Raw genomic sequence first — 23,255 nt, 5'->3', positions numbered from 1 at the left:
AGGGGAATGGAATAATGAGTCTCATTCGTATAAAAACGAAAACTACTTTATTTATATAAAAGAAAATTTAGAAAGTTCCTATGTAGAAAGGACTTTAGGGACGAAGTCTTTAATAAATATACGATATATTATTCCTATAGGAGCATATAGCTATTCTTTCAAGAATAATAAAGAAACCTCTCTAAATACGATTGGCTTCTTTAATAACGAATATGAACCTTGTGAAGTAGTATTTGATACTTGGGAGATGTACAAATTGGAATTTACAAGTCTCAATTGTGGTGGAGTAATAGATTATTATCCTATACCCTATATTAGAAAAATAAATAATCCGACTTGTAAGCAGAAACTTGAAACAGGTTATACTATTGAAGATTTTGATGAAATTCTAGCTGCTATTTGGAAATATATAAAAGAACAAAAGTAGGTAATGAAGCCAGTAGATAAGTTCTCAATACAGTATAGCGAGCTACTAGAGTATATATATCCAGTGACACAAGAATATTTCCCTGATTTTGATTATGACGAAGAAACAGGACAGGCATATATGTTGCCGTCACAAACGCCAGACACTTTTAAAGGAAGATACAACAGAGGAATATTGAAAGGTAGATTCTCGTTTGATTCATACATAAAGAATAAAGAATTGCAGGATTTACTTACTACATTAGATTTAGATGCTGAAAAGTTTTGGTATCTATTGCTTTTCTGTTATGATTGCAGTTGGGGTAAATGTATGGAGGGTATAGAAATAAAAGAATCCCCTAAAGAACAGATAGAAAGGTTTGTTAATGCTATCAGTGAGGATTATAAAAGAGATACTCCGTTTGGTGCAGTCTTTAAAAGCCCAATTTGTATTACGTTGAAAATAGGTAGGAAGAATATCGTGATAGATAATAAAACGGCTATTGCTAGTATAGCCAAGTTTTGTGCAGACGGATTGGAAACAGTAAATTCAGACCAAATGAATACTGCCAGCGTTGACTTGAGCAATCCACATACTGAATCATTCTCTGTATTCGCTTATTATTTCTCACAAATGATTATCACTGCCTTGAATTATCAAGAACAGGTAAAAGAAAAGAGAAAGAAGGGAGCTAATATGTCTGACAAGGAAAAGACGCTGATTTCTCATCTACTATACTTCACTGGTATCGTGAGCAACGAAAGTGTGTTGGTTGATTATGACTACTTGAAGTCCCTGTTGAAGCAATATAAAGATAAGGACATAAGGAGTTTGAATGCATTTTATTATTGATTGAGACTTATTTTATTGTTTATTTCTGCTTTCTTATTCTCTAAATACTTCATTCTACAGCTTGTGAAGTAGGGGAATAGGAAAGCTGTGTTTTTTTATCCCTGTTAGTACTCTTAATAAAGCATCATCTTTGCAGTATAACAAATAAAGCTGGAGCGCACCAGTCTAAAAACTGCAAAAGAAGTATGAAAACAAAAGAAAGTATGAAGAATGAAATCTTTACTCTGGAATCAAGAGAATTGAACGAAGGAAAGAAAGTGGCTTTTATTGCTGGCGGTATCAATCGAGACATTAACAAGGCTAACCTGAATGATAAAGTCAAGTCTATCGGAGAACATTCACAGTATGTTCCGCTTGTTGTGGTTGATGGTGAAGATGTGGTAAACGCAGGGTTAAGTTTGAAAGAACCTGTATCTGGACTGCCAATAGATTCCTCTAAAGCTAATGATTATTTGGTCATTATTGAAGGTCAGCACAGGTATAGGGCTATAATGGAGCTTCGAGAAAAAGATGCAAATAATAAGAAGAAGTATGAAAAGGCAATGAAGAAATGGCAGAAGGACGGTAGTAAACCAGAAAATAAGCCAGAAGAATTTACGCCTAAAGCTCCTACACAGATAAAGGCTATGTATTCGCTGGTTGAGGATGAGGATATACGGATTACGATTTCAGAAATGAACAATACGTCAGTAAAGTGGACTAAAGGAGATTTTGCAAAACAGGCTTATGCTGCCTATCCTGATAATGAGGTTTTGAAGTTCATAGTTAAGTATATGGATATACAACACCAAAGAACAAAGAAAGGTGAAGCAGATGATATGCTACCAAATGGTGGGTTTAAGTTGACAACACTTAGTAAGTATCTGATTTATTCTGCTGACATAAAAGAATCGGTACTGGCAGAGACGTGTAAATATGGAGAGGATACTCTTACTAAATATGTGGGCGATGAACCAAATAAGCTGGTTGAAAAAGCAGAGAAGATTATTAAAGCTGGTTTGGATGCAGGATTTACTTATCGTTTCTTGGCTAAAGGATTCTTCATCGACTGGATTATTAGGAAGAGCAATCAAGGAACTAACTATACAAAGCTGCTTGGAATGTTAAAGAAAGTAAAGAAGCCAGCTATAAACAGTATAATGGAAGATGCACAGAAGCATAACTTTATGGAGATACTAAATGAGAAAATAAAATAGTTAATCTTTATCCGTTGATGTCAGTTGCCAGCTAGCGTAATGTTAGCTGGCTTTTTTGTTGTTTTATTGCTAGCTGGTTTACCGTTCGTCTCAACAGTAGGGGTATGGGGTGAAATTTTATCAGGAAAGTGCTTTAAACCACACGCTCCCCAACTTTCCACGGCTGGTAAGATTTCAAATATCCAAAAGGTCTGTAATATTATTGTAATCGGTTAACTCTATTTATTCTACAAATTCTGTGATAACATCGGATATTTATCTATCTTTGTTGTGTTCAAATAACGCTGAAAAGTACATAAATGAATAACACTTCTTCGTAAGTGACTGATAATGAAATATGGAAGGAAAATTAGTTTTTTTCCCGGTTATTCGGCAAGAAGTAAATAACATTTTGTATTTTTGGGCATCAATTAATAAAATTAGATATTATGATAACGACACAGGACAAAGAGTTGCTTGCCAAGAAAGGCATTACGGAAGAGCAAATTGCAGAACAATTAGCATGCTTCCAGACGGGTTTCCCCTTTTTGAAACTGGATGCAGCCGCTTCCATCGAAAAAGGAATATTGGCTCCCGATGCAGAAGAACAGAAGGCTTATCTGGCCGCTTGGGATGCGTATACAAACACAGGTAAGACTGTTGTGAAGTTCGTGCCCGCTTCCGGTGCAGCGAGTCGTATGTTCAAGAACCTATTCGAGTTCCTGTCCGCCGACTATGACCGGCCGACTACCAAGTTCGAACAGGCATTCTTTGACGGAATCAAGGATTTTGCTTTCTATGACGATCTGAATGTAGCCTGCCAGCGTATCGACGGAAAAGATATTTCCGGACTGATCGAAGAAGGTAACTATAAAGCAGTGGTGTCCGCCCTGCTCGAAACTGCCGGACTGAATTATGGCGCATTGCCGAAAGGTCTGCTCAAATTCCATAAGTACCCCGAAGGTTCACGCACACCGATGGAAGAACATCTCGCCGAAGGAGCCATGTATGCTGCCGGAAAGAGCGGTAAAGTGAATGTGCACTTCACGGTATCTACCGAACATCGCGAACTTTTCAAGAAATTGGTAGCCGAAAAGGTAGACGAATTTTCCAAACGCTATGGAGTGGATTATTACATCACCTTCTCCGAACAGAAGCCGAGTACCGACACGATTGCCGCCGACATGGACAACCAACCTTTCCGCGACAACGGCAAACTGCTGTTCCGTCCCGGTGGCCACGGTGCACTGATTGAGAATCTGAACGACCTTGATGCAGATATTATCTTCATCAAGAACATCGACAACGTAGTGCCCGACAGACTGAAGGCCGACACCGTTACTTATAAGAAACTGATTGCCGGAGTGCTCGTGACTTTGCAAAAACAAGTATTCGAATATCTTACCCTGCTCGACAGCGGTAAATACACCCATGACCAGATGATGGAAATGCTTCAATTCCTGCAAAAGAAACTCTTCTGCAAGAATCCGGAGACGAAAGACCTCGAAGATTCCGTACTCGCCATCTACCTGAAAAACAAGTTCAACCGCCCGATGCGTGTCTGCGGAATGGTGAAGAACGTAGGCGAACCCGGTGGCGGCCCGTTCCTTGCTTACAACAGCGACGGAACCATCTCCCTGCAAATCCTCGAAAGCTCACAGATCGACATGGACGATCCGGAGAAGAAAGAAATGTTCGAGAAAGGCACACACTTCAATCCGGTAGACCTCGTATGTGCTGTGCGCGATTATAAAGGACATAAATTCGACTTGGTGAAGTACGTAGATAAGGCAACAGGCTTCATCTCCTACAAATCGAAGAACGGCAAAGACCTGAAAGCTCTCGAACTTCCCGGCTTGTGGAACGGTGCGATGAGCGACTGGAATACCGTCTTCGTAGAAGTGCCACTTTCCACCTTCAACCCGGTAAAAACAGTGAACGACCTGTTGCGTGAGCAACATCAGTAATTTATTCACCACAGAGGACACAGAGGACACAGAGATTTTATAGAGCTTTTATAGAACTTTTTCACCGGATTAATGCAATTGATTCCATTACTTCCGGTCTTACCTTACCGAAAAAACTCTGTGTCCTTTGTGTCCTCTGTGGTGAAACTTAAAAAAGAGTGTTTAGAATGAATCAGATAGAGAAGATCATCGATATTGCTACTTGGAACAGAAGAGAACATTACGAACATTTCAGTGCTTTTGACGATCCGTTTTTCGGAGTAACCGTTCAGGTAGACTGTACGCGCGCGTATCAGGAAGCCAAAGCCAAAGGCATATCCTTTTCCCTGTTAGTCCTCCACCGGATAACGACAGCCGCTGCTGCGGTAGAAGAATTCCGTTACCGCATCGAAGGCGATAAGGTGGTGTGCTATGACAGCCTTCTGCCCGAAGCTACCGTAGGCCGTGCCGACCATACCTTTTCTTTTGCCGCCTTTGAATACGATCCGGACGAACTCGTCTTTATCCGTCGGGCAAAAGCAGAGATGGAACGTTTGCAAGCCACTACGGGACTCAACAAAGGAGGCACTTTCCATCCCAATGCCATTCATTATTCGGCAGTGCCGTGGCTCTCATTCACCGACATGAAGCACCCCACCAATATGCGTTTGGGCGACAGTGTTCCCAAAATCTCCACCGGAAAGTACTTCCGCGACGGAGAAAGACTGATGATGCCCGTTTCCGTAACCTGCCATCATGGATTGATGGACGGCTATCATGTGGCACAGTTTATTGAGAAGCTCCATTTATAACTTCCGTTCTGAAAAGACTAACCAGACTATTATATGAGAGTAAAGATACCCAGATGGGAAATTGCCGTAATCTGTTCCGCTTTGCTTTTTCCCGGCACTTCGCTTTGTGCGCAGGAGGTAGGGCAGGAAGAGAAAGAGATGAAGGAAATGCGGCAAGAGGTGAAACAGCTCCGGCAGGACGTCCGCCAACTTCGTGAAGAAGTGCGGAGATTGCAGGAAGAAATTCATGGCTTCCGGCACAACAGTTTCCCGCAATGCGGAGCCGACACCGTAGCTCCCTACGTTCCCCACCATTTCATTCACCGGTTGGGGATAGAGGCGCGGCCGCAATACGTGTTCCCCACCAATCCTTTCCTGCAAGGCGAGAACGAACGGTGGAAACCCATCCAGAGTTCATTTGCCGCTCATCTGAAATACTCTTTCAAGTTTCGTCCCAACACCTGTGCCGACCGCATCTATGGCGGAGCCTATCAAGGTTTCGGCTTGGCCTTCACCACCTTTGGCGATAAAAAGCAGCTGGGTGATCCTGTGACGTTCTATGTCTTTCAAGGTGCACGCATTGCCCGTTTCAATCCCCGCCTTTCGCTCAATTACGAGTGGAATTTCGGTATCTCTGCCGGATGGAAACCTTATGACAACGATTACAACTCTTACAACGGAGCCGTAGGCTCACGGGTGAATGCCTATCTCAACGCAGGTATCTACCTTAACTGGTCGCTTTCCCGTTATTTCGACTTTATCATCGGCGGAGACTTCACGCATTTCTCTAACGGCAACACCAAGTTTCCCAATGCAGGTGTCAACACCACCGGAGCGAAAATCGGACTGGTGTACAACTTCAACCGGGAAGAAGCCGACCTCACTAAATCATTGGTTCATCCCTACGTTCCCCGTTTTCCGCGGCACGTCAGTTATGACCTTGTGTTGTTCGGCTCGTGGCGCCGGAAAGGTGTCTATGTGGGCGAGAAACAGATTGCATCACCGGGCAGCTATCCCGTAGCGGGATTCAACTTTGCTCCGATGTACAATCTCAACTATAAGCTGCGCTTCGGAGTCTCGCTGGATGGTGTCTATGACGGTAGTGCCAATGTGTACACCGAAGATGCGCTGGTAGAGTACGATGGCGGCAGCGGTTCCTCCCGTCGTAAATTTCTCGTGCCGGGCATTCAGCATCAGCTTGCGCTGGGACTTTCCGGACGGGCAGAATACGTGATGCCGTTTTTTACCATCGGTGTCGGCTTGGGAACAAATGTGCTGGGGCGTGGCGATTTGCGCGGATTGTATCAGGTCTTTGCGTTGAAGATAGACGTCACCCGGAGTTCATTCCTTCACATCGGCTACAATCTTCAGGATTTCCAGACTCCTAATTATCTGATGCTCGGTCTTGGTTTCCGTTTTAATAATAAATATCCTAAAGTACGTCATTAACCCCCAATACGCCATTCCCCCAAATGGAAAATATCATTCGTAAAATCAGGCAAATCTATCCGGTTTCCGACGAAGCACTTCAAGCGCTTCAGGCGAATATGGAATTAAGGTATTATCCCAAAGATACCTATATTGTTCAGGCAGGAGTGACAGACCGCTTGGTTTATTTCATTGAAGAGGGCATTGCCCGTTCTATATTCCATCACAACGGAGAGGACACCACTACGTGGTTCAGTCAGGAGGGTGACGTTACGTTCGGCATGGATTCGCTCTACTATCAGCAACCATCGATAGAAAGCGTTGAAACGCTTTCCGCTTGCAAAATCTACGTTATCCACATCGACAAGCTGAATGCCCTCTACGAAACGTATATCGACATAGCCAACTGGGGAAGAATCCTGCATCAGAATGTAAACAAGGAGCTTAGCCACATGTTTGTGGAACGCCTCCAACTTTCGCCTAAAGAACGCTACGAACAGTTCAACCGCCGCTATCCCGGACTTATAAACCGGGTGAAGCTGAAATATGTGGCTGCTTTTTTGGGCATTTCCATCTATACCCTTAGCCGGGTGCGCGCTAAAAAATAGCGATTAGCAGGGCTTTTTTGCTTTAGAGCAAAGAAACTTCGTAGCGCAAACCGTATCTTTGTCCTCTGAAAATACTAACTTACTAATAGAAAAACAAATGTCGAACATTTCTGCTTCAGCCTTTTCAGACACCAAGGCGCATTATGATCTTCTTGACGGACTTCGCGGTGTGGCGGCTCTTATGGTGATCTGGTATCATGTATTCGAGGGCTTTGCTTTTGCCAGTAATAGTGCTATTGAAACTTTGAATCACGGATATTTGGCCGTGGATTTCTTTTTTATCCTTTCGGGTTTTGTGATCGGTTACGCTTACGACGACCGTTGGGGTAAGAGTCTCACCATGAAAGATTTCTTTAAACGCCGGTTGATACGTCTTCATCCCATGGTTGTTCTGGGGGCTGTTCTGGGAGCTATCACGTTCTGCATTCAGGGCTCTGTGCAATGGGATGGAACACACGTTGCCATATCCATGGTGATGTTGTCTCTTCTTTGCACGATATTTTTCATTCCTGCCATGCCGGGGGCGGGCTATGAGGTTCGTGGCAATGGCGAGATGTTTCCGCTGAACGGGCCGTGCTGGTCGTTATTTTTCGAATATATAGGCAATATCCTTTATGCGTTGTTCATTCGCCGTCTGTCTAATAAGGCGTTGACTGTGATGGTGGTATTGTTGGGAGTGGCGTTGACGTCATTCGCCATCTTCGATGTCTCCGGTTATGGAAACATGGGGGTAGGATGGACGCTGGATGGCGTAAACTTCTTGGGCGGATCATTGAGAATGCTTTTCCCTTTCTCTTTGGGTATGCTTTTATCCCGCAACTTCAAACCTGTGAAAGTGAAAGGCGCTTTCTGGATATGTACCCTTGTATTGATTGCCCTGTTTTCCGTTCCTTATTTGGAGGGTGCAGAGCCGGTTTGTACGAACGGTGTGTATGAAGCGTTTTGCATTGTCGTAGCTTTCCCTATCCTTGTGTGGCTGGGTGCGTCGGGAAGTACGACGGATAAGCGGTCAACGCAGATATGTAAGTTCTTGGGAGATATATCTTATCCGATCTACGTGATACACTATCCGTTGATGTATCTGTTCTATGCATGGCTGATTAAGAATCAACTCTATACGCTGGGCGAGACTTGGCAGGTAGCTTTATGTGTTTACGCATTATGCATTGTACTGGCTTATCTAAGCTTGAAATTCTATGATGAACCTTTGCGTAAGTATTTGGCAAAGCGTTTCTTGAGCAAGAAACGATAGGTAGTAGTTTTTTTATAGAGAAAGTCCCGTTTTGTTGCAAGACAAAACGGGACTTTTATTTTTCTGATATGTATTCCTGTTTTCCTCCGAGGAGGTACTAATCGTAATAAGTCGATTTTATAGCTTTTCTATTTCTTCTTTTGAAAGTCCGGTGCCTTTGGCAATCATTTCAGTAGTAAATCCCATTTCTTTGAACCTGCGGGCGGTTTCGATAAGAACTTCTTGCCGTCCTTCCCGTCGTCCTTTCTGTTCAGCAAAGTCCAACGTATTAAAATAATCGTTGTAAATTTTCCATTCTTCCTCGTACTGCGCTCTTTCTTCCTGGGTCATATTCGCTTTGGAAGCCAACTTCTCCAGTCGTTCAAAAACTGCTTTGCGAGCCTTGAAAGGCATTCTGTCAAGTGTGTCCATATGCTTTAATATATAAATCCAGCGTTCAAAATCGTTTTCACATTCATCCTCTTCTTTGTTGAAGTTCGGCAGTTCGATAAAGATTTGCCGGAACTTGTTGTTGAAGAGCTTCCCAGTATCCCTGTCAGAAAGTATAATATCCGTTCTGATTTTAGCGGGCATATCCTTGTCCATCACGAAATTCATGAAGAACACTCCATACACTGCATCCAACTGGAAGTCCCAAACACCTTTTTTTGCTTGCTGCGTGATGGCTCGTGAGAGATAGAAGAGGGCACGGTCTTTAAAATAAGGCTGTTCCCGGTTCTGCATTTCTACGATAATGCGTTCGCCCGTGTCGGTTACGCAATATATGTCGTAGATAATACCTCGCTCTGTTTTTACTTCCGGCTGCTGTTCGTTGTTGAGGAACTGGATGTCGGTGATTATGTGCTCTCCTACGAGCAAATCATTCAAGAAGTCAATTAATAACTCCTTTTCTACCTCTCTGCCGAATAAAAACTTAAAGCCAAAATCGGTAAAGGGATTGATAAATCTTCCCATTGTATGTTGTGTCTCAATTACAAAACAAAGATAGCGCTTTTTTGTTGAATATGGTCAAGGAGAAGGATAAAATAATCCAAAAGGTGACTATTGTCCGGCTTCTACTTTTCCATCATCCGGCATGTTGACAGTTACAGTATATACATACTCTGTGTCCTTTTCGTTTCAAATTAAATTTCCGTTACCTACGAAGTAACGTCTTATTTGTCAGGAGATTGCTTTCCCTCTTGACCGCTTCACAAAATCAATAATCTTTCCGCAGATAAGTAGACACCGTGTTCCAACTGCATCCATGTTCCCGTAGACTGTTCTCAAAACGCTTCAACCATTTGGGCGTCAGTTGCCGAAACGGCATCTTGTCCGAACCCAGAAAAGTGCGGATTGCATTCAAACTGCTTCGGTACACATGTCGACCGCACAGGGCAGCCCAAAGACACCCGTACCGAATGGCAGAAGCACTCACTGCGCGTATTGGTTCTCACGTTGTTGCGGGATTACCCGGATTGCAGGGTGTGCGGCCATCGTGATCTTAGTCCCGACCTGAACGGAAATGGTGAAATAGAGCCGGAAGAATGGGTGAAATCGTGTCCCTGTTTTGAGGTAAAAGCCGAATTCGGGTCGCCGGAGAAAGACATAATTATATAAATAGGTATGTAGAAATTTTTTTGGACGATGAATCCGGAGTCATTCAAAAGTGTAGTCCCGTTTCAGAGTGTGCGTATGCACTTTCTGGAACGGGATTCGCATAATAACGAAGATAAACTGATATTTTTCGGAAAGTGAGTGAAAATCATTTCTTTTTTTGATGTTTTTACTCAAAATACCAAAAATAAATCATAGATTTGCGAAGTTTATCAATATCACAAATAAAACAACAAGAAAATATGGAAGCACTAAAGTTCCGTAAAGCCATTTTGCTGGTAAGTCTATGCCTTTGGACTCTCACCGTTTTTCCTCAAGTGAAAGAAGATACCATTTTCCAGAGTGATTATCTGCTAATACTTAATACCTATACATCGGATGCTCCTTGGAGTAATGCCATCATTTCCCCTGTTCTGCAATGGCTGAACATGGAAAGAAAAACAGAAGTATATGTGGAAAACATGAATATGCTGATGATTGATGACAGCTTGAAACTGGCGGACCTCAAAACGAATATCTTTGCCAAATATGGAAAGAAGAAACCTAAAGCCGTATTGCTGTTGGGCAACTCGATGATGCTCTTCCGCAATGAGATGCGTGAAGCATGGGGAGATGTTCCCCTCATTTTGTGCGGGGAAGAGAGTTATATGGGTCCCGATGACTGCTACATTAAAAAATATCCGGTAGTACCGTCCGAACAGGTTCCGCTTACCAACTTCACCGAAGAGTATAATCTCACACTGCTCCAGACCCGTGTGTTTATTGAGGAAAATGTGAAGCTGCTGCAACATATGATTCCCGGTATGAAGAAGATTATCCTGATCGGAGACGGACGTTATGTGAATCAGCAACTCAATACTGACATGAAACAGTTATTGCAGAAGGCATATCCGGAGCTGGAATATGATTTCTATTCGGCTGCAAATATGACTACGGACAGTTTGCTGTTGAAACTGAACAAAGTGGACAGTGCTACCACGGGAGTACTTCTTTCATCCTGGTTCACCCGTCAGGTGGTAGCCGGAAATGTGCAGTTGCAAGCTAATTCATTCCAGGTAATCTCCAATAGTGTGACTCCGATATTTGCACTTAAAAACTCTCTGGTCGTAAATAGCGGAATGATAGGAGGGTTTATGTATTCACAAACGGATTTCAACGAGCAGTTGCTCAAAACACTCTCCGCTGTACTGTCGGGAGTTGCTCCGCGCACTATCCCGTTTTACATTCCGAAGGGAGAAAATATATTCAATTATCCCGCTTTGTTGCAACGGAATTTCTCGCCGGACAGTTGTCCGTCCGGTTCTGTCTTTTTCAACCGTCCGCAAACTGTATGGCAGCAGTATGGCTATTTATTCATAGCCATTATCGCTTTCTTTGTTATTCTCTTTGTGGTGCTTTATCAATATATAAGAATAAAAGCGTTAGGCAGGGTGCGTGAAGCCCAACAGACGCAATTGGAAACGGCACAAGAGTTGTCGGATTTGTTTGATAATATGCCTATCATCTATGCCCGTGAACGTCTGATACGTGATGATGAGGGCGAAATCGTTGATATGGAAATCTGTTCCATAAACAAGCATTTCCTGAAACAGTATGAATCTAAAGTGGATGTAATCGGCAAACGGGCCAGTGAATTGTTTGGAACAAACTTCCTTGCCTCTATAAACTATGTGAAGATTCTGGATAAGGGAAAACGTCCGATCACGTATTCATTTTATACCCCACAGACCAATAAGCATCAGGAAATCGTGCTGGCTCTTAGCTCGAAGAAAGATTACATAGATGTGTTTGGTGTGGACAGCACGGATTTGTATCACACCCAGCAAAAACTGAACGCCACAAACCAGAAGTTGATTATGGCTCTCGAAGTGGCCGACATCATTCCTTGGAAGTGGGATCTGGAACGGAGGATGATTCTTTGCGACATAAACCGTCCTATCGAATTGAGCACCGAAGAACAGGATGTTACCGAAGAGCAACTTTCTGTGCCGGATGCACAGTACTTTGCAAAAATATTCAGGGAAGACCGGCCACGCATCGAGAAGGCTTATCAGGATTTGATAACCGGAACTATCAAGAAGGTGAAAGAAGAATACCGGGTGGTTACCCGCACGGCTACGGGACTGCAAACGGACTGGGTGGAAGCACAGGCAACTGTTGCCACCCGTGACGAAAACGGTCGCCCGCTGACGTTGGTAGGTTCTTCATTGGTGATTACCGCCCGCAAGGCTTTGGAAGAGGAATTGGTAAGTGCCAAGGACCGTGCCGAGGAATCGAATCGCCTGAAGAGTGCCTTCCTTGCCAATATGAGCCACGAGATACGCACGCCGCTGAATGCGATTGTCGGTTTCTCCGGACTATTACCTACCGTAGAGGAACCGGAAGAAAAAGAAGAGTATATTACGATCATCGAAAACAACAACAAGCTGCTGTTGCAACTGGTGGGCGACATCCTCGACTTGTCCAAAATAGAATCGGGCACACTTGAGTTTGCTTACCTGCCCAAGCATTTGAGCGAGATTTTGCGGGGTATAAAATGCTCACTGCAAGCCCGAACGGAAGAAAAAGGGCTGGCTTTCAGCCTGATGGAGCCTATGCCGGATTGTTGTATTGAAACAGATGGCAACCGGTTGAACCAAGTGATTACGAATCTTATCACCAATGCAATCAAATTCACCGATAAAGGCGGCAGCATCACTTTCGGATATACACTGGAGAAAGAAGAGAATATGTTGCGCTTTTATGTGACCGACACGGGCTGTGGCATACAGGAGGACAAACTGGGAACGGTGTTCAACCGCTTTGTGAAGCTCAACAGTTTTGCGCAAGGCACAGGACTCGGACTTTCAATCTGCCAGATGATTGTGGAGCACATGGGAGGGAAAATAGGTGTGGAATCGGAGTACGGAAAGGGTTCTACTTTCTGGTTTACGCTGCCTTATCATCCTGTAAAAAAGATGCAGTCGCAGGAACCGAAGTTCGACATGATGCACGTGCATCGCGATGATATCAGTATTTTGATTGCCGAAGATAACGAGAGTAATTATAAATTGTTCGAGAATATCTTGCACAAGGATTTCAATATTATCCATGCCTGGAATGGTCAGGAGGCTGTCGATTTGTTCAAGGAGAAGCATCCGCATATTGTATTGATGGACATCAATATGCCTATAATGAACGGATACGAAGCAACGAAAGAGATACGCAAACTATCTGCCGAAATTCCTATCATCGCTATCACGGCTTATGCTTATGCTTCGGATGAGCAGCGTATTCTTAGCGAAGGGTTCGACGGCTATGCTTCCAAACCGATCAATGCTAATGTGCTAAAAAACAAACTTTTTGAAATTATAAACAAGCGGATGGTGTTCTTCTAAAGAATAAGATGGTGATGAATCGATAGATATTCTCTGAAAAAGTGAGGCGTGTGTCAATAAGTGGTAATCACTAACTTTCGACACACGCCTCGTTTTTTATCTTCTCTATGATTCCTCTAGTTTTCTATGGTTCTTTGGATTTTAATAAACCTCTACTTTCCCGGCAATTCTCTTTGCCTTATCACGCAGGGCATCCAAATCGGCATTCAGCGGAGCATAGCAAAGCACTACTCCCATACGGCGGTTGACGCGGGTAAACGGTTTGCCGAATATGCGGAGGTAGGTGTCTTCTTCTTTCGTCACTTCTTCCAGTCCGCGATATTGAGGGCGTTCCTGACTGGCAATCGGGGAAAGGATCACAGCGCTTGCACCTATCCGTTCTTGTTTGATGCCGGGAATGGGCAGGCCGAGCACGGCACGTAAGTGGAGTTCAAATTCATTCAGGTTTTGTGTGCCCGCCAGTGTCACCATACCTGTGTCATGCGGACGAGGAGAGAGTTCGGAGAAATAGACTCCATTATCATGGCTTAGGAAGAACTCAACTCCCCAAAGTCCTGCACCTGTGAGGGCACGGGTTACTTTCTCCGCCATCTCTTCCGCTTCTTTCAAATGGGCAGGATCAATGTGTGCAGGCTGGAAACTTTCACGATAGTCGCCACCTTTCTGCACGTGTCCGATGGGAGGGCAGAAGAGGGTAGGGCCGTTCTTTTGGGTAACGGTGAGCAAGGTGATTTCGCTGTCGAACTTGATAAATTCTTCAATGATAAGTTCGCGAATATCGCCACGACTGCCGCTGCATCCGTATTCCCAGGCATGTTCGAGTTCGTCGGCACTCTTCACAAGCGATTGTCCTTTGCCGGAAGAAGACATCAACGGTTTAACGACACAAGGGAAACCGATTTTATCGGCAGCTTCTTTCAGTTCTTCCAGAGTTTTGGCATAGAAGTATTTGGCTGTTTTCAGTCCGAGTTCTTGGGCGGCAAGGTCGCGAATGGCTTTGCGGTTCATCGTGAAGTTCACGGCACGAGCGCTGGGAACTACCTGGATACCTTTTTTCTCGAAGTCGTATAAGCGTTCTGTACGGATGGCTTCAATCTCCGGAACGATGATGTCCGGGCGGTGTTTCTTCACCACGCGTTCCAGCTCTTCACCGTTCAGCATGTCGAATACTTCAAATTCATCGGCCACTTGCATAGCCGGTGCTCCTGCATAGGAGTCGCAAGCAATGATGTGCTGGCCTTTACGTTGAGCTGAAATTACAAATTCTTTTCCTAGTTCGCCGGAACCGAGTAACAGTATTTTCTTCATCATTTTGAGTGTTTTATATTAGTGGTGCAAAATTACAGCAAAAAAATGAGATAATAATTGTATGTGGCGTTATTATATTGCTCTTTTATGCAAATTGGGAACTTTATAAAGATGGATGTGAATCTTAATGCAAAAATGCGGAATATATAAGGAATAGAATAGATAGGAGAAAAACAGGAAATATGGCTTTAAACTTTCTTAAGGAAAACATGAAAATACGGACTTTTCTGTGTTCGAGCACAAAACTAGTTGTTTTTGCCACTATTTCTTGTTTTTGCTAATCCATTGATTTTTAACAAAGAGATAGGAAACTCGATGGGTTAATTTAGTTTATTGATAGATTATTGCCCCCAAACTTGTTTTGCTATTGATTTGTAGCAGAAATTTGCCTGAATTGGTCAATCTGTAGTCATTGTAGGTCTAATAAGTGTTATCGAACGACAAATTATGAAAAAGGAAGCACAACGACACGGAATTGTTTCTACATTTGCGCAGTTGTTTCTTTAACTATTTCTAAGGACAGAAGTTTATGGGATATAGAAAATAGTTGAACAAAAACTGAACTCAACTGTTTACTATAATAATGAAAATAGGTAAAACGCGAAAAATGTTCATTCCTTGTCATATTATAAAGTCAAAGGGAGAGAAAAGAATAATATAAATAAATTGAGATTGCTTATGTCACAGATTATCGGACATATCTCGCAGGTGATCGGCCCTGTGGTCGATGTGTACTTTGAAGGTACGGATGCAGAATTGGTGCTGCCAAGCATCCACGACGCGCTGGAGATAAAGAGGCCAAACGGCAAAATACTGGTTGTAGAAGTTCAGCAACATATCGGCGAAAATACGGTGCGTACCGTAGCGATGGATAGTACTGACGGACTTCAGAGAGGCATGAAAGTGTATCCCACCGGAGGCCCGATCACGATGCCGATTGGCGAACAGATTAAAGGAAGACTGATGAACGTAGTCGGTGATTCAATCGACGGTATGAAAGGACTCGACCGTAAAGGTGCATATTCTATTCACCGAGAACCCCCTAAGTTTGAGGATTTGACAACTGTGCAAGAGGTGCTCTTCACAGGTATCAAGGTGATCGACCTGCTCGAACCGTATGCCAAAGGTGGTAAGATCGGTTTGTTCGGCGGCGCCGGTGTAGGAAAGACTGTATTGATTCAGGAACTTATCAATAATATCGCCAAGAAACATAACGGATTCTCTGTATTTGCCGGAGTAGGTGAACGTACCCGCGAAGGTAACGACTTGCTGCGCGAAATGATTGAATCCGGTGTAATCCGTTACGGCGAGGCATTCAAGGAAGGAATGGAGAAAGGTCATTGGGATCTTTCGAAAGTGGATTATAACGAACTGGAGAAATCGCAAGTGTCTCTGATTTTCGGTCAGATGAACGAGCCTCCGGGCGCACGTGCCTCTGTGGCATTGTCCGGACTGACGGTGGCGGAATCTTTCCGCGACGCAGGAAAAGAAGGTGAGAAACGCGATATTCTGTTCTTTATTGATAATATCTTCCGTTTCACGCAAGCAGGTTCGGAAGTGTCCGCCCTTTTGGGACGTATGCCCTCCGCTGTTGGTTACCAGCCCACGTTGGCTACGGAAATGGGTGCGATGCAGGAACGTATCACGTCTACCCGCAAAGGTTCTATCACCTCCGTACAGGCGGTGTATGTGCCTGCCGATGACTTGACCGACCCGGCTCCTGCAACAACTTTCAGCCACTTGGACGCAACTACCGTGCTCGACCGTAAGATTACGGAGCTGGGTATTTATCCGGCGGTAGACCCGTTGGCTTCTACGTCACGTATCCTCGACCCGCACATTGTTGGCCAGGAACACTACGACGTAGCGCAGCAAGTGAAACAAATTCTGCAACGTAACAAGGAATTGCAGGACATTATTTCCATCCTCGGTATGGAAGAGCTTTCGGAAGAAGACAAGATGGTAGTGAACCGCGCCCGCCGTGTGCAGCGTTTCCTTTCGCAACCGTTTGCCGTAGCCGAACAGTTTACAGGCGTTCCGGGCGTGATGGTGGGCATCGAAGACACTATCAAGGGATTCAAGATGATTCTGGAAGGAGAAGTGGATTATCTTCCCGAACAGGCTTTCTTGAATGTCGGAACCATTGAGGAGGCAATAGAGAAAGGTAAGAAATTGCTGGAACAGGCAAAAAAATAAAAAGATAGCATGATGAAAGAACTGCATTTGAGTATAGTATCGCCCGAAAAGAGCATATTCGACGGAAATGTGAAGATTGTCACATTGCCGGGAATGATCGGTTCGTTTTCTATTCTCCCCGGGCATGCGCCCATTGTTTCGTCGTTGAAAGAGGGAACGTTGAGTTACACGACGATGGACGGAGAAGAGCACACGATGGATATTCAGGGCGGTTTTGTCGAAATGAGTGACGGTACGGTTTCCGCGTGTGTTTCCTGACGGAAGTTCCCCACCGGCACAAAGACTAAATATCAAAAGTGTGAAAAAAACGAGATTATAACTTTACAGAAAAACACAGTAACATGGTGAATATAAGTAAAACTAAACGGAATTTTATTTTTTTGCATACCTTATTTGCAGTAATAAGTGCGGCACTCGGAGCTGTCATTCTACACTTCGCTTTGCCAGGACATTATTTCGGAGGGTATCCGTTTATTCCGGTCTATTTTTACTTCTTTGGTCTGTTTAGCATCTATATGTTCGACGCTTGCCGCCGACATGCTCCACAGAGATTGTTACTGTTGTATCTGGCAATAAAGATGATAAAAATGATTCTATCGCTGATTCTGGTATTGATTTATTGTCTTGCCGTTCGCGAAGAAGCCAGAGCCTTTCTGCTGACGTTTATCTCTTTCTATTTGATATATCTGATATTCGAAACCTGGTTCTTCTTCTCTTTTGAGTTGAATCAGAAACGGAAAAAGAAAAATAAGAAGAAAAATGAAACAGTTGCATAACATAGTAGCTCCGTTAATTCTGTTCTGCCTCATGGCAGTGGTCAGCTTGCCGGTTCCTGCACAGGAGCAGGAGGGGGAAGCGGTGTCACAACAGACGCAGGACGAGATTACTCCGAAAGAGGAACAGGAGAACACGGTGGATGTGAAAGAAATTGTGTTCGGTCATATCGGAGACTCCTACGAATGGCATATCACAACGTGGGGTAACGCGCACATTACTATACCATTACCTATCATTGTTTATAGTAGTACTACAGGTTGGCACACGTTCCTTTCTTCCCGTCTCGAAGAGAATGGAGGGACTTATGAAGGACTTTCCATCGCTCCCGAAGGAAGTAAGTACGAGGGCAAACTGGTAGAGTATAATGCGGCAGGCGAACAGGTTCGCCCGTGGGATATTTCCATCACGAAAGTGACGTTTGCTTTGCTGTTCAACAGCGTGTTGTTGCTCATCATCGTATTGAGCGTGTCACACTGGTACAGAAAACGTCCGCAAGGAGCGAAAGCACCGGGAGGATTTATCGGATTCATGGAGATGTTCATTATGATGGTGAACGATGACATTATCAAGAGTTGTGTAGGACCCAACTACCGGAAGTTTGCACCGTATCTGCTGACAGCGTTCTTTTTCATCTTTATCAATAACATGATGGGATTGATTCCGTTCTTCCCCGGAGGTGCGAACGTGACGGGAAATATCGCTATCACTATGGTGCTTGCAGTCTGCACGTTCCTGGCAGTGAATATCTTCGGTTCTAAACATTACTGGAAGGATATTTTCTGGCCTGATGTACCCTGGTGGCTGAAAGTGCCTATACCGATGATGCCATTCATCGAGTTCTTCGGAATCTTTACGAAACCGTTTGCTTTGATGATTCGTCTTTTTGCCAATATGCTGGCGGGACACATGGCGATGCTGGTGCTTACCTGCCTGATCTTTATCTCGGCAAGCATGGGGCCTGCACTGAACGGCACGCTGACGGTGGCTTCTGTATTGTTCAACATCTTTATGAATGCGCTTGAGTTGTTGGTTGCTTTCATCCAGGCTTACGTATTTACGATGTTGTCGGCAGTGTTTATCGGTCTGGCACAGGAAGGTGCCAAAGTGAAAGCTGAAGAAAATTGAAATGAAACGCGGTGAAAACGTTGATAAAAAGAATACGGAATAAACGCGCGGAATGAATGATTAAATAATAAACAAGAGAAAATATAAACCATTTTAAAACTGAAAATTATGTTACTATCAGTATTGTTACAAGCCACTGCAGCAGCAGTAGGAGTTAGTAAATTAGGTGCAGCTATCGGTGCAGGTCTTGCAGTAATCGGAGCTGGTTTGGGTATTGGTAAGATTGGTAGTTCGGCAATGGAGGCAATCGCACGCCAGCCGGAAGCATCAGGGGACATCCGTATGAACATGATTATCGCCGCCGCCTTGATTGAAGGTGTGGCTTTGTTGGCGGTAGTAGTTTGTCTGTTGGTGTTCTTCCTCTAATCAGGCATATAACAAGCGAATTTCGCAGGCGTGAGCCATGTTTCAAATCATGATCAGCCGCGAAATCGTAAATTGTAAATCGTAAAATCGTAAATAAAGATTATGTCATTACTATTACCTGATAGTGGCCTGCTGTTCTGGATGTTTCTCTCATTCGGGATTGTGTTCGTGATATTGGCGAAATACGGCTTCCCCGTCATCATCAAGATGGTGGAGGGTCGTAAGACCTATATCGACCAGTCTTTGGAGGTGGCGAGAGAGGCTAATGCCCAGTTGTCTAAACTGAAAGAGGAAGGCGACGCATTGGTGGCTGCCGCCAACAAAGAACAAGGACGCATCTTGAGGGAAGCAATGGAAGAACGTGACAAGATTGTTCACGAGGCCCGTAAACAAGCCGAAATTGCCGCACAAAAAGAACTGGATGCGGTGAAACAACAAATCCAGATAGAGAAAGACGAAGCCATCCGCGACATCCGTCGCCAGGTAGCCGTGCTTTCTGTGGACATCGCCGAGAAAGTGCTCCGCAAGAGTCTTGAGGACAAGGAAGCACAGATGGGCATGATCGACCGTATGCTGGATGAAGTACTAACCCCGAATAAGAACTAAGGAAGATGGAAGTCGGAATACTCTCAATGCGTTATGCAAAAGCCATCATTGAATATGCACAGGAAAAAGGTCTGGAGGACAGGTTATATCAGGAGTTCCTGACGCTGTCGCATAGTTTTTGTGAACAGCCCGGTTTGCGCGAAGCACTTGATAATCCGGTCATCACAACGAAGGAAAAGTTGGCGTTAGTCTGCACGGCTGCCGACGGTGACGGAAAATCGACCAGAGAGTTTGTCCGTTTTATCACTTTGGTACTGCGAAACAGGCGTGAAGGCTATCTGCAATTTATCAGCCTGATGTATCTGGATCTCTACCGGAAGCTGAAGCATATCGGAGTGGGTAAGCTCATTACAGCCGTTCCCGTCAATAAGGAAACGGAAAACCGGATTCGTTCCGCAGCAGAGCATATCTTGCACGCCCAGATGGAACTCGAAACGGTGATAGATCCTTCGATCGAAGGCGGATTTATCTTCGATGTCAACGACTACCGACTGGATGCAAGCGTTGCCACGCAGTTGAAGCGAGTGAAACAACAATTTATTGATAAGAATAGGAGAATTGTATAATGTCTGAAAATATAAAAGTAAGCGAAGTATCTGATATATTGCGCAAGCAGCTCGAAGGAATCAACGCCAATGTGCAACTTGACGAAATCGGTACGGTGCTCCAGGTGAGCGACGGCGTAGTGCGTATCTATGGATTGCGAAATGCCGAAGCCAATGAATTGCTGGAGTTTGACAATGGTATCAAAGCAATCGTGATGAACCTCGAAGAGGACAACGTGGGTGCTGTGCTGTTGGGTCCGACGGACAAGATCAAAGAGGGATTCGTCGTGAAGCGTACCAAACGTATCGCCTCCATCCGTGTAGGAGAGGGCATGCTGGGACGTGTGATCGACCCGCTGGGCGAACCGCTCGACGGCAAGGGGCTGGTTGGTGGCGAACTGTATGATATGCCATTGGAACGGAAAGCTCCGGGGGTAATCTACCGTCAGCCTGTGAACCAACCGTTGCAGACGGGATTGAAGGCGGTAGACGCCATGATTCCTATCGGTCGCGGACAGCGTGAGTTGATTATCGGCGACCGCCAGACGGGAAAGACTGCCATCGCTATTGATACGATTATCAACCAGCGCAGTAACTTCCTGGCAGGTGATCCTGTATATTGTATTTATGTGGCTATCGGTCAGAAGGGTTCTACCGTTGCTTCTATCGTTAATACGCTTCGTGAGTATGGAGCACTGGACTACACGATTGTGGTGGCTGCTACGGCTGGTGATCCGGCTGCATTGCAGTATTACGCTCCTTTTGCGGGTGCTGCCATTGGCGAGTATTTCCGTGATACCGGTCGTCATGCGTTGGTGGTTTATGATGACCTTTCCAAGCAGGCGGTAGCTTATCGTGAGGTTTCTCTGATTCTTCGCCGTCCATCAGGTCGTGAGGCTTATCCGGGTGATATCTTCTATCTGCACTCCCGTCTGTTGGAACGTGCTGCCAAGATTATCAGTCAGGAGGAAGTGGCTCGCGAAATGAACGATCTTCCGGAAAGTCTGAAGGGAATTGTCAAAGGCGGTGGTTCGCTCACGGCATTGCCTATCATCGAAACGCAGGCTGGTGACGTATCGGCTTATATCCCGACGAACGTGATTTCTATCACCGACGGACAGATATTCCTTGAAACTGACTTGTTCAACCAGGGTACGCGTCCGGCTATCAACGTCGGTATCTCTGTATCCCGTGTAGGTGGTAACGCGCAGATTAAGGCTATGAAGAAAGTGGCGGGAACATTGAAGATCGACCAGGCACAGTATCGTGAACTGGAAGCGTTCTCCAAGTTCAGTAGCGACATGGACCCGATTACCGCATTGACGATTGACAAGGGACGTAAGAACGGCCAGCTGTTGATTCAGCCTCAATACAGCCCGATGCCCGTAGAACAGCAGATTGCTATTCTCTACTGTGGTACACACGGACTGCTCCACGATGTTCCCTTGGATAAGGTGCAGGACTTTGAACGTAGCTTCATCGAATCGCTGCAACTGAATCATCAGGAGGATGTATTGAATGTATTGAAAACGGGTGTGATTGATGATAATGTGATTAAGGCTATCGAAGAGACTGCCGCTATGGTCACTAAACAATTTATCTAATCGGTCATTGGTTTATCTGATTGGCCTTTAAAATAAATCTGAATGGTTTTTTGATTTATCTAATTGGCTTTTTTATAAATCAGATCGCCCTTTAATTTTTAATTATTAATTTTTAATTATCACTATGGCTTCACTGAAAGAAGTAAAAACCAGAATAAATTCGGTCAAGAGTACCCGAAAAATCACTTCAGCAATGAAGATGGTGGCTTCTGCCAAATTACACAAGGCGCAAGGAGCCATTGAGAATATGCTGCCTTATCAGAAGAAGTTGAACAAGATTCTGACTAACTTCCTAAGCGCGGACCTGCCTATCGAATCTCCTTATGTGCAGGAACGTGAAGTGAAGCGTGTAGCAATCGTTGTTTTTTCTTCGAACACTTCTCTTTGTGGTGCTTTCAACGCCAATGTCATCAAAATGATGATGCAGACTATCGGGGAATTCCGTACTTTAGGACAGGATAATATCTTGATATTCCCGGTAGGCAAGAAGGTGGATGAAGCGGCCAAACGGATGGGTTTCAAACCGCAGGAGGTTTCTCCAACGCTCTCCGACAAACCAACGTATCAGAAGGCTGCCGAACTGGCTCACCGACTGATGGATCTGTATGTAGCAGGCGAAGTGGACCGGGTGGAAATAATCTATCATCACTTCAAATCAATGGGGGTACAGATTCTTTTTCGTGAGACGTATCTCCCCATTAATCTGACGAACGTCGTAAGTGAAGAGGACAGAGAGAATGAAGAGGAGGTACAGGAGAACGAGATTGCCAATGATTATATCATCGAACCGAACGCAGAGGAATTAATCGCGAGCTTAATCCCCACTGTATTGAGCCAGAAGATTTTTACTGCCGCTGTTGACTCCAATGCTTCGGAACATGCTGCACGTACGTTGGCTATGCAAGTGGCTACGGACAACGCAAACGAGCTGATCCAGGATTTGACGAAGCAGTACAATAAGAGTCGTCAGCAGGCGATTACAAATGAATTGCTGGATATTGTAGGGGGATCCATGAAGTAATTAATCATCTTTCTTTTGTCTTGAAACAAAAGAAAGAAGCAAAGAAAAATTCAAGGCTGACTTTTTTCTCCTACTCGCTTCCTTCACTTCGCTAAAGGGCAGAAACTCGCTACGCTCAAACAGTCTGCCCTTCTTAACGCTCCGTTACGGGCGCTCGCCTGACGGAGAAAAAAGTAGGCCGGGGAACCTGGCGGGGTGGGTGTTGCTGCTTGAATGTTGTAGAGTAGGTTTGTGGGGAAGCTGTTCTGGATAGGGTTGTGGGGGGAGCCGTGCGAT

General features: G+C 44.6%; 20 protein-coding genes and 2 pseudogenes. 19 read left to right on the top strand and 3 right to left on the bottom strand.

Annotated features, from left to right (window positions below):
* The 8 genes from I2I13_RS22210 to I2I13_RS22175 all read left to right on the top strand — a co-directional run.
* A partial coding sequence (locus tag I2I13_RS22210) for a hypothetical protein (protein ID WP_195650534.1) occupies positions 1–427 on the top strand: 427 nt, incomplete at its 5' end.
* A 3-nt stretch (positions 428–430) separates the two neighbouring features.
* Positions 431–1,258 carry a hypothetical protein gene (locus I2I13_RS22205; protein WP_032855839.1) on the top strand — a complete coding sequence of 276 codons (828 nt, stop codon included), beginning with the start codon at positions 431–433 and terminating at the stop codon, positions 1,256–1,258.
* A 185-nt stretch (positions 1,259–1,443) separates the two neighbouring features.
* Positions 1,444–2,454, top strand: coding sequence for a ParB/Srx family N-terminal domain-containing protein (locus I2I13_RS22200; protein ID WP_117980033.1), 1,011 nt, complete (start codon positions 1,444–1,446; stop codon positions 2,452–2,454).
* A gap of 428 nt (positions 2,455–2,882) precedes the next feature.
* Complete coding sequence (locus I2I13_RS22195) at positions 2,883–4,400, top strand: DUF4301 family protein (protein ID WP_148366932.1); 1,518 nt, start codon at positions 2,883–2,885, stop codon at positions 4,398–4,400.
* Positions 4,401–4,567: 167 nt separating this feature from the next.
* Positions 4,568–5,191: a chloramphenicol acetyltransferase gene (locus tag I2I13_RS22190; RefSeq protein ID WP_195650533.1), complete on the top strand. Its 624-nt coding sequence runs from the start codon at positions 4,568–4,570 to the stop codon at positions 5,189–5,191.
* Positions 5,192–5,224: 33 nt separating this feature from the next.
* Entirely contained in the window at positions 5,225–6,619 is a 1,395-nt protein-coding gene (locus I2I13_RS22185; RefSeq protein WP_195650532.1) for an acyloxyacyl hydrolase, read from the top strand.
* 23 nt (positions 6,620–6,642) lie between these two features.
* Positions 6,643–7,206 (top strand): Crp/Fnr family transcriptional regulator, encoded by a 564-nt coding sequence (locus I2I13_RS22180; RefSeq protein ID WP_148366929.1) that lies wholly within the window; start codon positions 6,643–6,645, stop codon positions 7,204–7,206.
* Between the two features lie 97 nt (positions 7,207–7,303).
* On the top strand, positions 7,304–8,458 hold the full coding sequence (locus I2I13_RS22175; protein ID WP_074557004.1) for an acyltransferase: 1,155 nt from the start codon (positions 7,304–7,306) through the stop codon (positions 8,456–8,458).
* 117 nt (positions 8,459–8,575) lie between these two features.
* On the opposite strand, the gene I2I13_RS22170 is transcribed toward I2I13_RS22175, so the two are convergent.
* Positions 8,576–9,412, bottom strand: coding sequence for an Rpn family recombination-promoting nuclease/putative transposase (locus I2I13_RS22170; RefSeq protein WP_195650531.1), 837 nt, complete (start codon positions 9,410–9,412; stop codon positions 8,576–8,578).
* Between the two features lie 256 nt (positions 9,413–9,668).
* Positions 9,669–9,821 (bottom strand): annotated as a pseudogene (locus I2I13_RS22165) (phage integrase SAM-like domain-containing protein); the annotation flags it as partial.
* Here I2I13_RS22165 and I2I13_RS22160 point away from each other — a divergent pair.
* Positions 9,782–10,057, top strand: a pseudogene (locus I2I13_RS22160) (N-acetylmuramoyl-L-alanine amidase); the annotation flags it as partial. The pseudogenes I2I13_RS22165 and I2I13_RS22160 sit on opposite strands and share 40 nt — an antisense overlap.
* A 239-nt stretch (positions 10,058–10,296) precedes the next feature.
* Complete coding sequence (locus I2I13_RS22155; protein ID WP_148366927.1) at positions 10,297–13,431, top strand: ATP-binding protein; 3,135 nt, start codon at positions 10,297–10,299, stop codon at positions 13,429–13,431.
* A gap of 141 nt (positions 13,432–13,572) precedes the next feature.
* On the opposite strand, the gene purT is transcribed toward I2I13_RS22155, so the two are convergent.
* Entirely contained in the window at positions 13,573–14,739 is a 1,167-nt protein-coding gene (gene purT, locus I2I13_RS22150) for a formate-dependent phosphoribosylglycinamide formyltransferase (protein ID WP_195650535.1), read from the bottom strand.
* A 678-nt stretch (positions 14,740–15,417) separates the two neighbouring features.
* Between purT and atpD the strand changes: the two genes are divergently transcribed.
* The 9 genes from atpD to I2I13_RS22105 all read left to right on the top strand — a co-directional run bounded on the left by atpD (position 15,418) and on the right by I2I13_RS22105 (position 22,979).
* Complete coding sequence (gene atpD / locus I2I13_RS22145; RefSeq protein ID WP_074557001.1) at positions 15,418–16,935, top strand: F0F1 ATP synthase subunit beta; 1,518 nt, start codon at positions 15,418–15,420, stop codon at positions 16,933–16,935.
* Between the two features lie 12 nt (positions 16,936–16,947).
* Positions 16,948–17,193, top strand: coding sequence for an ATP synthase F1 subunit epsilon (atpC, locus tag I2I13_RS22140; protein ID WP_074557056.1), 246 nt, complete (start codon positions 16,948–16,950; stop codon positions 17,191–17,193).
* 83 nt (positions 17,194–17,276) lie between these two features.
* Positions 17,277–17,711, top strand: coding sequence for a hypothetical protein (locus I2I13_RS22135; RefSeq protein WP_074557000.1), 435 nt, complete (start codon positions 17,277–17,279; stop codon positions 17,709–17,711).
* The gene (atpB, locus tag I2I13_RS22130) at positions 17,695–18,837 is read left to right on the top strand and encodes a F0F1 ATP synthase subunit A (protein WP_195650530.1); all 1,143 of its coding nucleotides are present in this window, start codon (positions 17,695–17,697) and stop codon (positions 18,835–18,837) included. The genes I2I13_RS22135 and atpB overlap by 17 nt, the downstream gene beginning before the upstream one ends.
* A 108-nt stretch (positions 18,838–18,945) precedes the next feature.
* The gene (atpE, locus tag I2I13_RS22125; RefSeq protein WP_004308863.1) at positions 18,946–19,203 is read left to right on the top strand and encodes an ATP synthase F0 subunit C; all 258 of its coding nucleotides are present in this window, start codon (positions 18,946–18,948) and stop codon (positions 19,201–19,203) included.
* A 102-nt stretch (positions 19,204–19,305) separates the two neighbouring features.
* A complete protein-coding gene (gene atpF / locus I2I13_RS22120) occupies positions 19,306–19,809 on the top strand; it encodes a F0F1 ATP synthase subunit B (protein ID WP_004295759.1) in 504 nt (167 codons plus the stop codon).
* 5 nt (positions 19,810–19,814) lie between these two features.
* Positions 19,815–20,375 (top strand): F0F1 ATP synthase subunit delta, encoded by a 561-nt coding sequence (locus I2I13_RS22115; RefSeq protein WP_004295760.1) that lies wholly within the window; start codon positions 19,815–19,817, stop codon positions 20,373–20,375.
* Positions 20,375–21,958 carry a F0F1 ATP synthase subunit alpha gene (gene atpA, locus I2I13_RS22110; protein ID WP_195650529.1) on the top strand — a complete coding sequence of 528 codons (1,584 nt, stop codon included), beginning with the start codon at positions 20,375–20,377 and terminating at the stop codon, positions 21,956–21,958. The genes I2I13_RS22115 and atpA overlap by 1 nt, the downstream gene beginning before the upstream one ends.
* 124 nt (positions 21,959–22,082) lie before the next feature.
* Complete coding sequence (locus I2I13_RS22105; protein WP_195650528.1) at positions 22,083–22,979, top strand: F0F1 ATP synthase subunit gamma; 897 nt, start codon at positions 22,083–22,085, stop codon at positions 22,977–22,979.
* Positions 22,980–23,255: the final 276 nt, after the last annotated feature.

This window comes from Bacteroides sp. D55t1_190419_B8, from assembly GCF_015558905.1.
GTDB classification, from domain to species: Bacteria; Bacteroidota; Bacteroidia; order Bacteroidales; family Bacteroidaceae; genus Bacteroides; species Bacteroides vicugnae.
The sequence above is the reverse complement of the archived record's forward strand: the minus strand, read 5'-3'. Positions and strand labels throughout refer to the sequence as shown.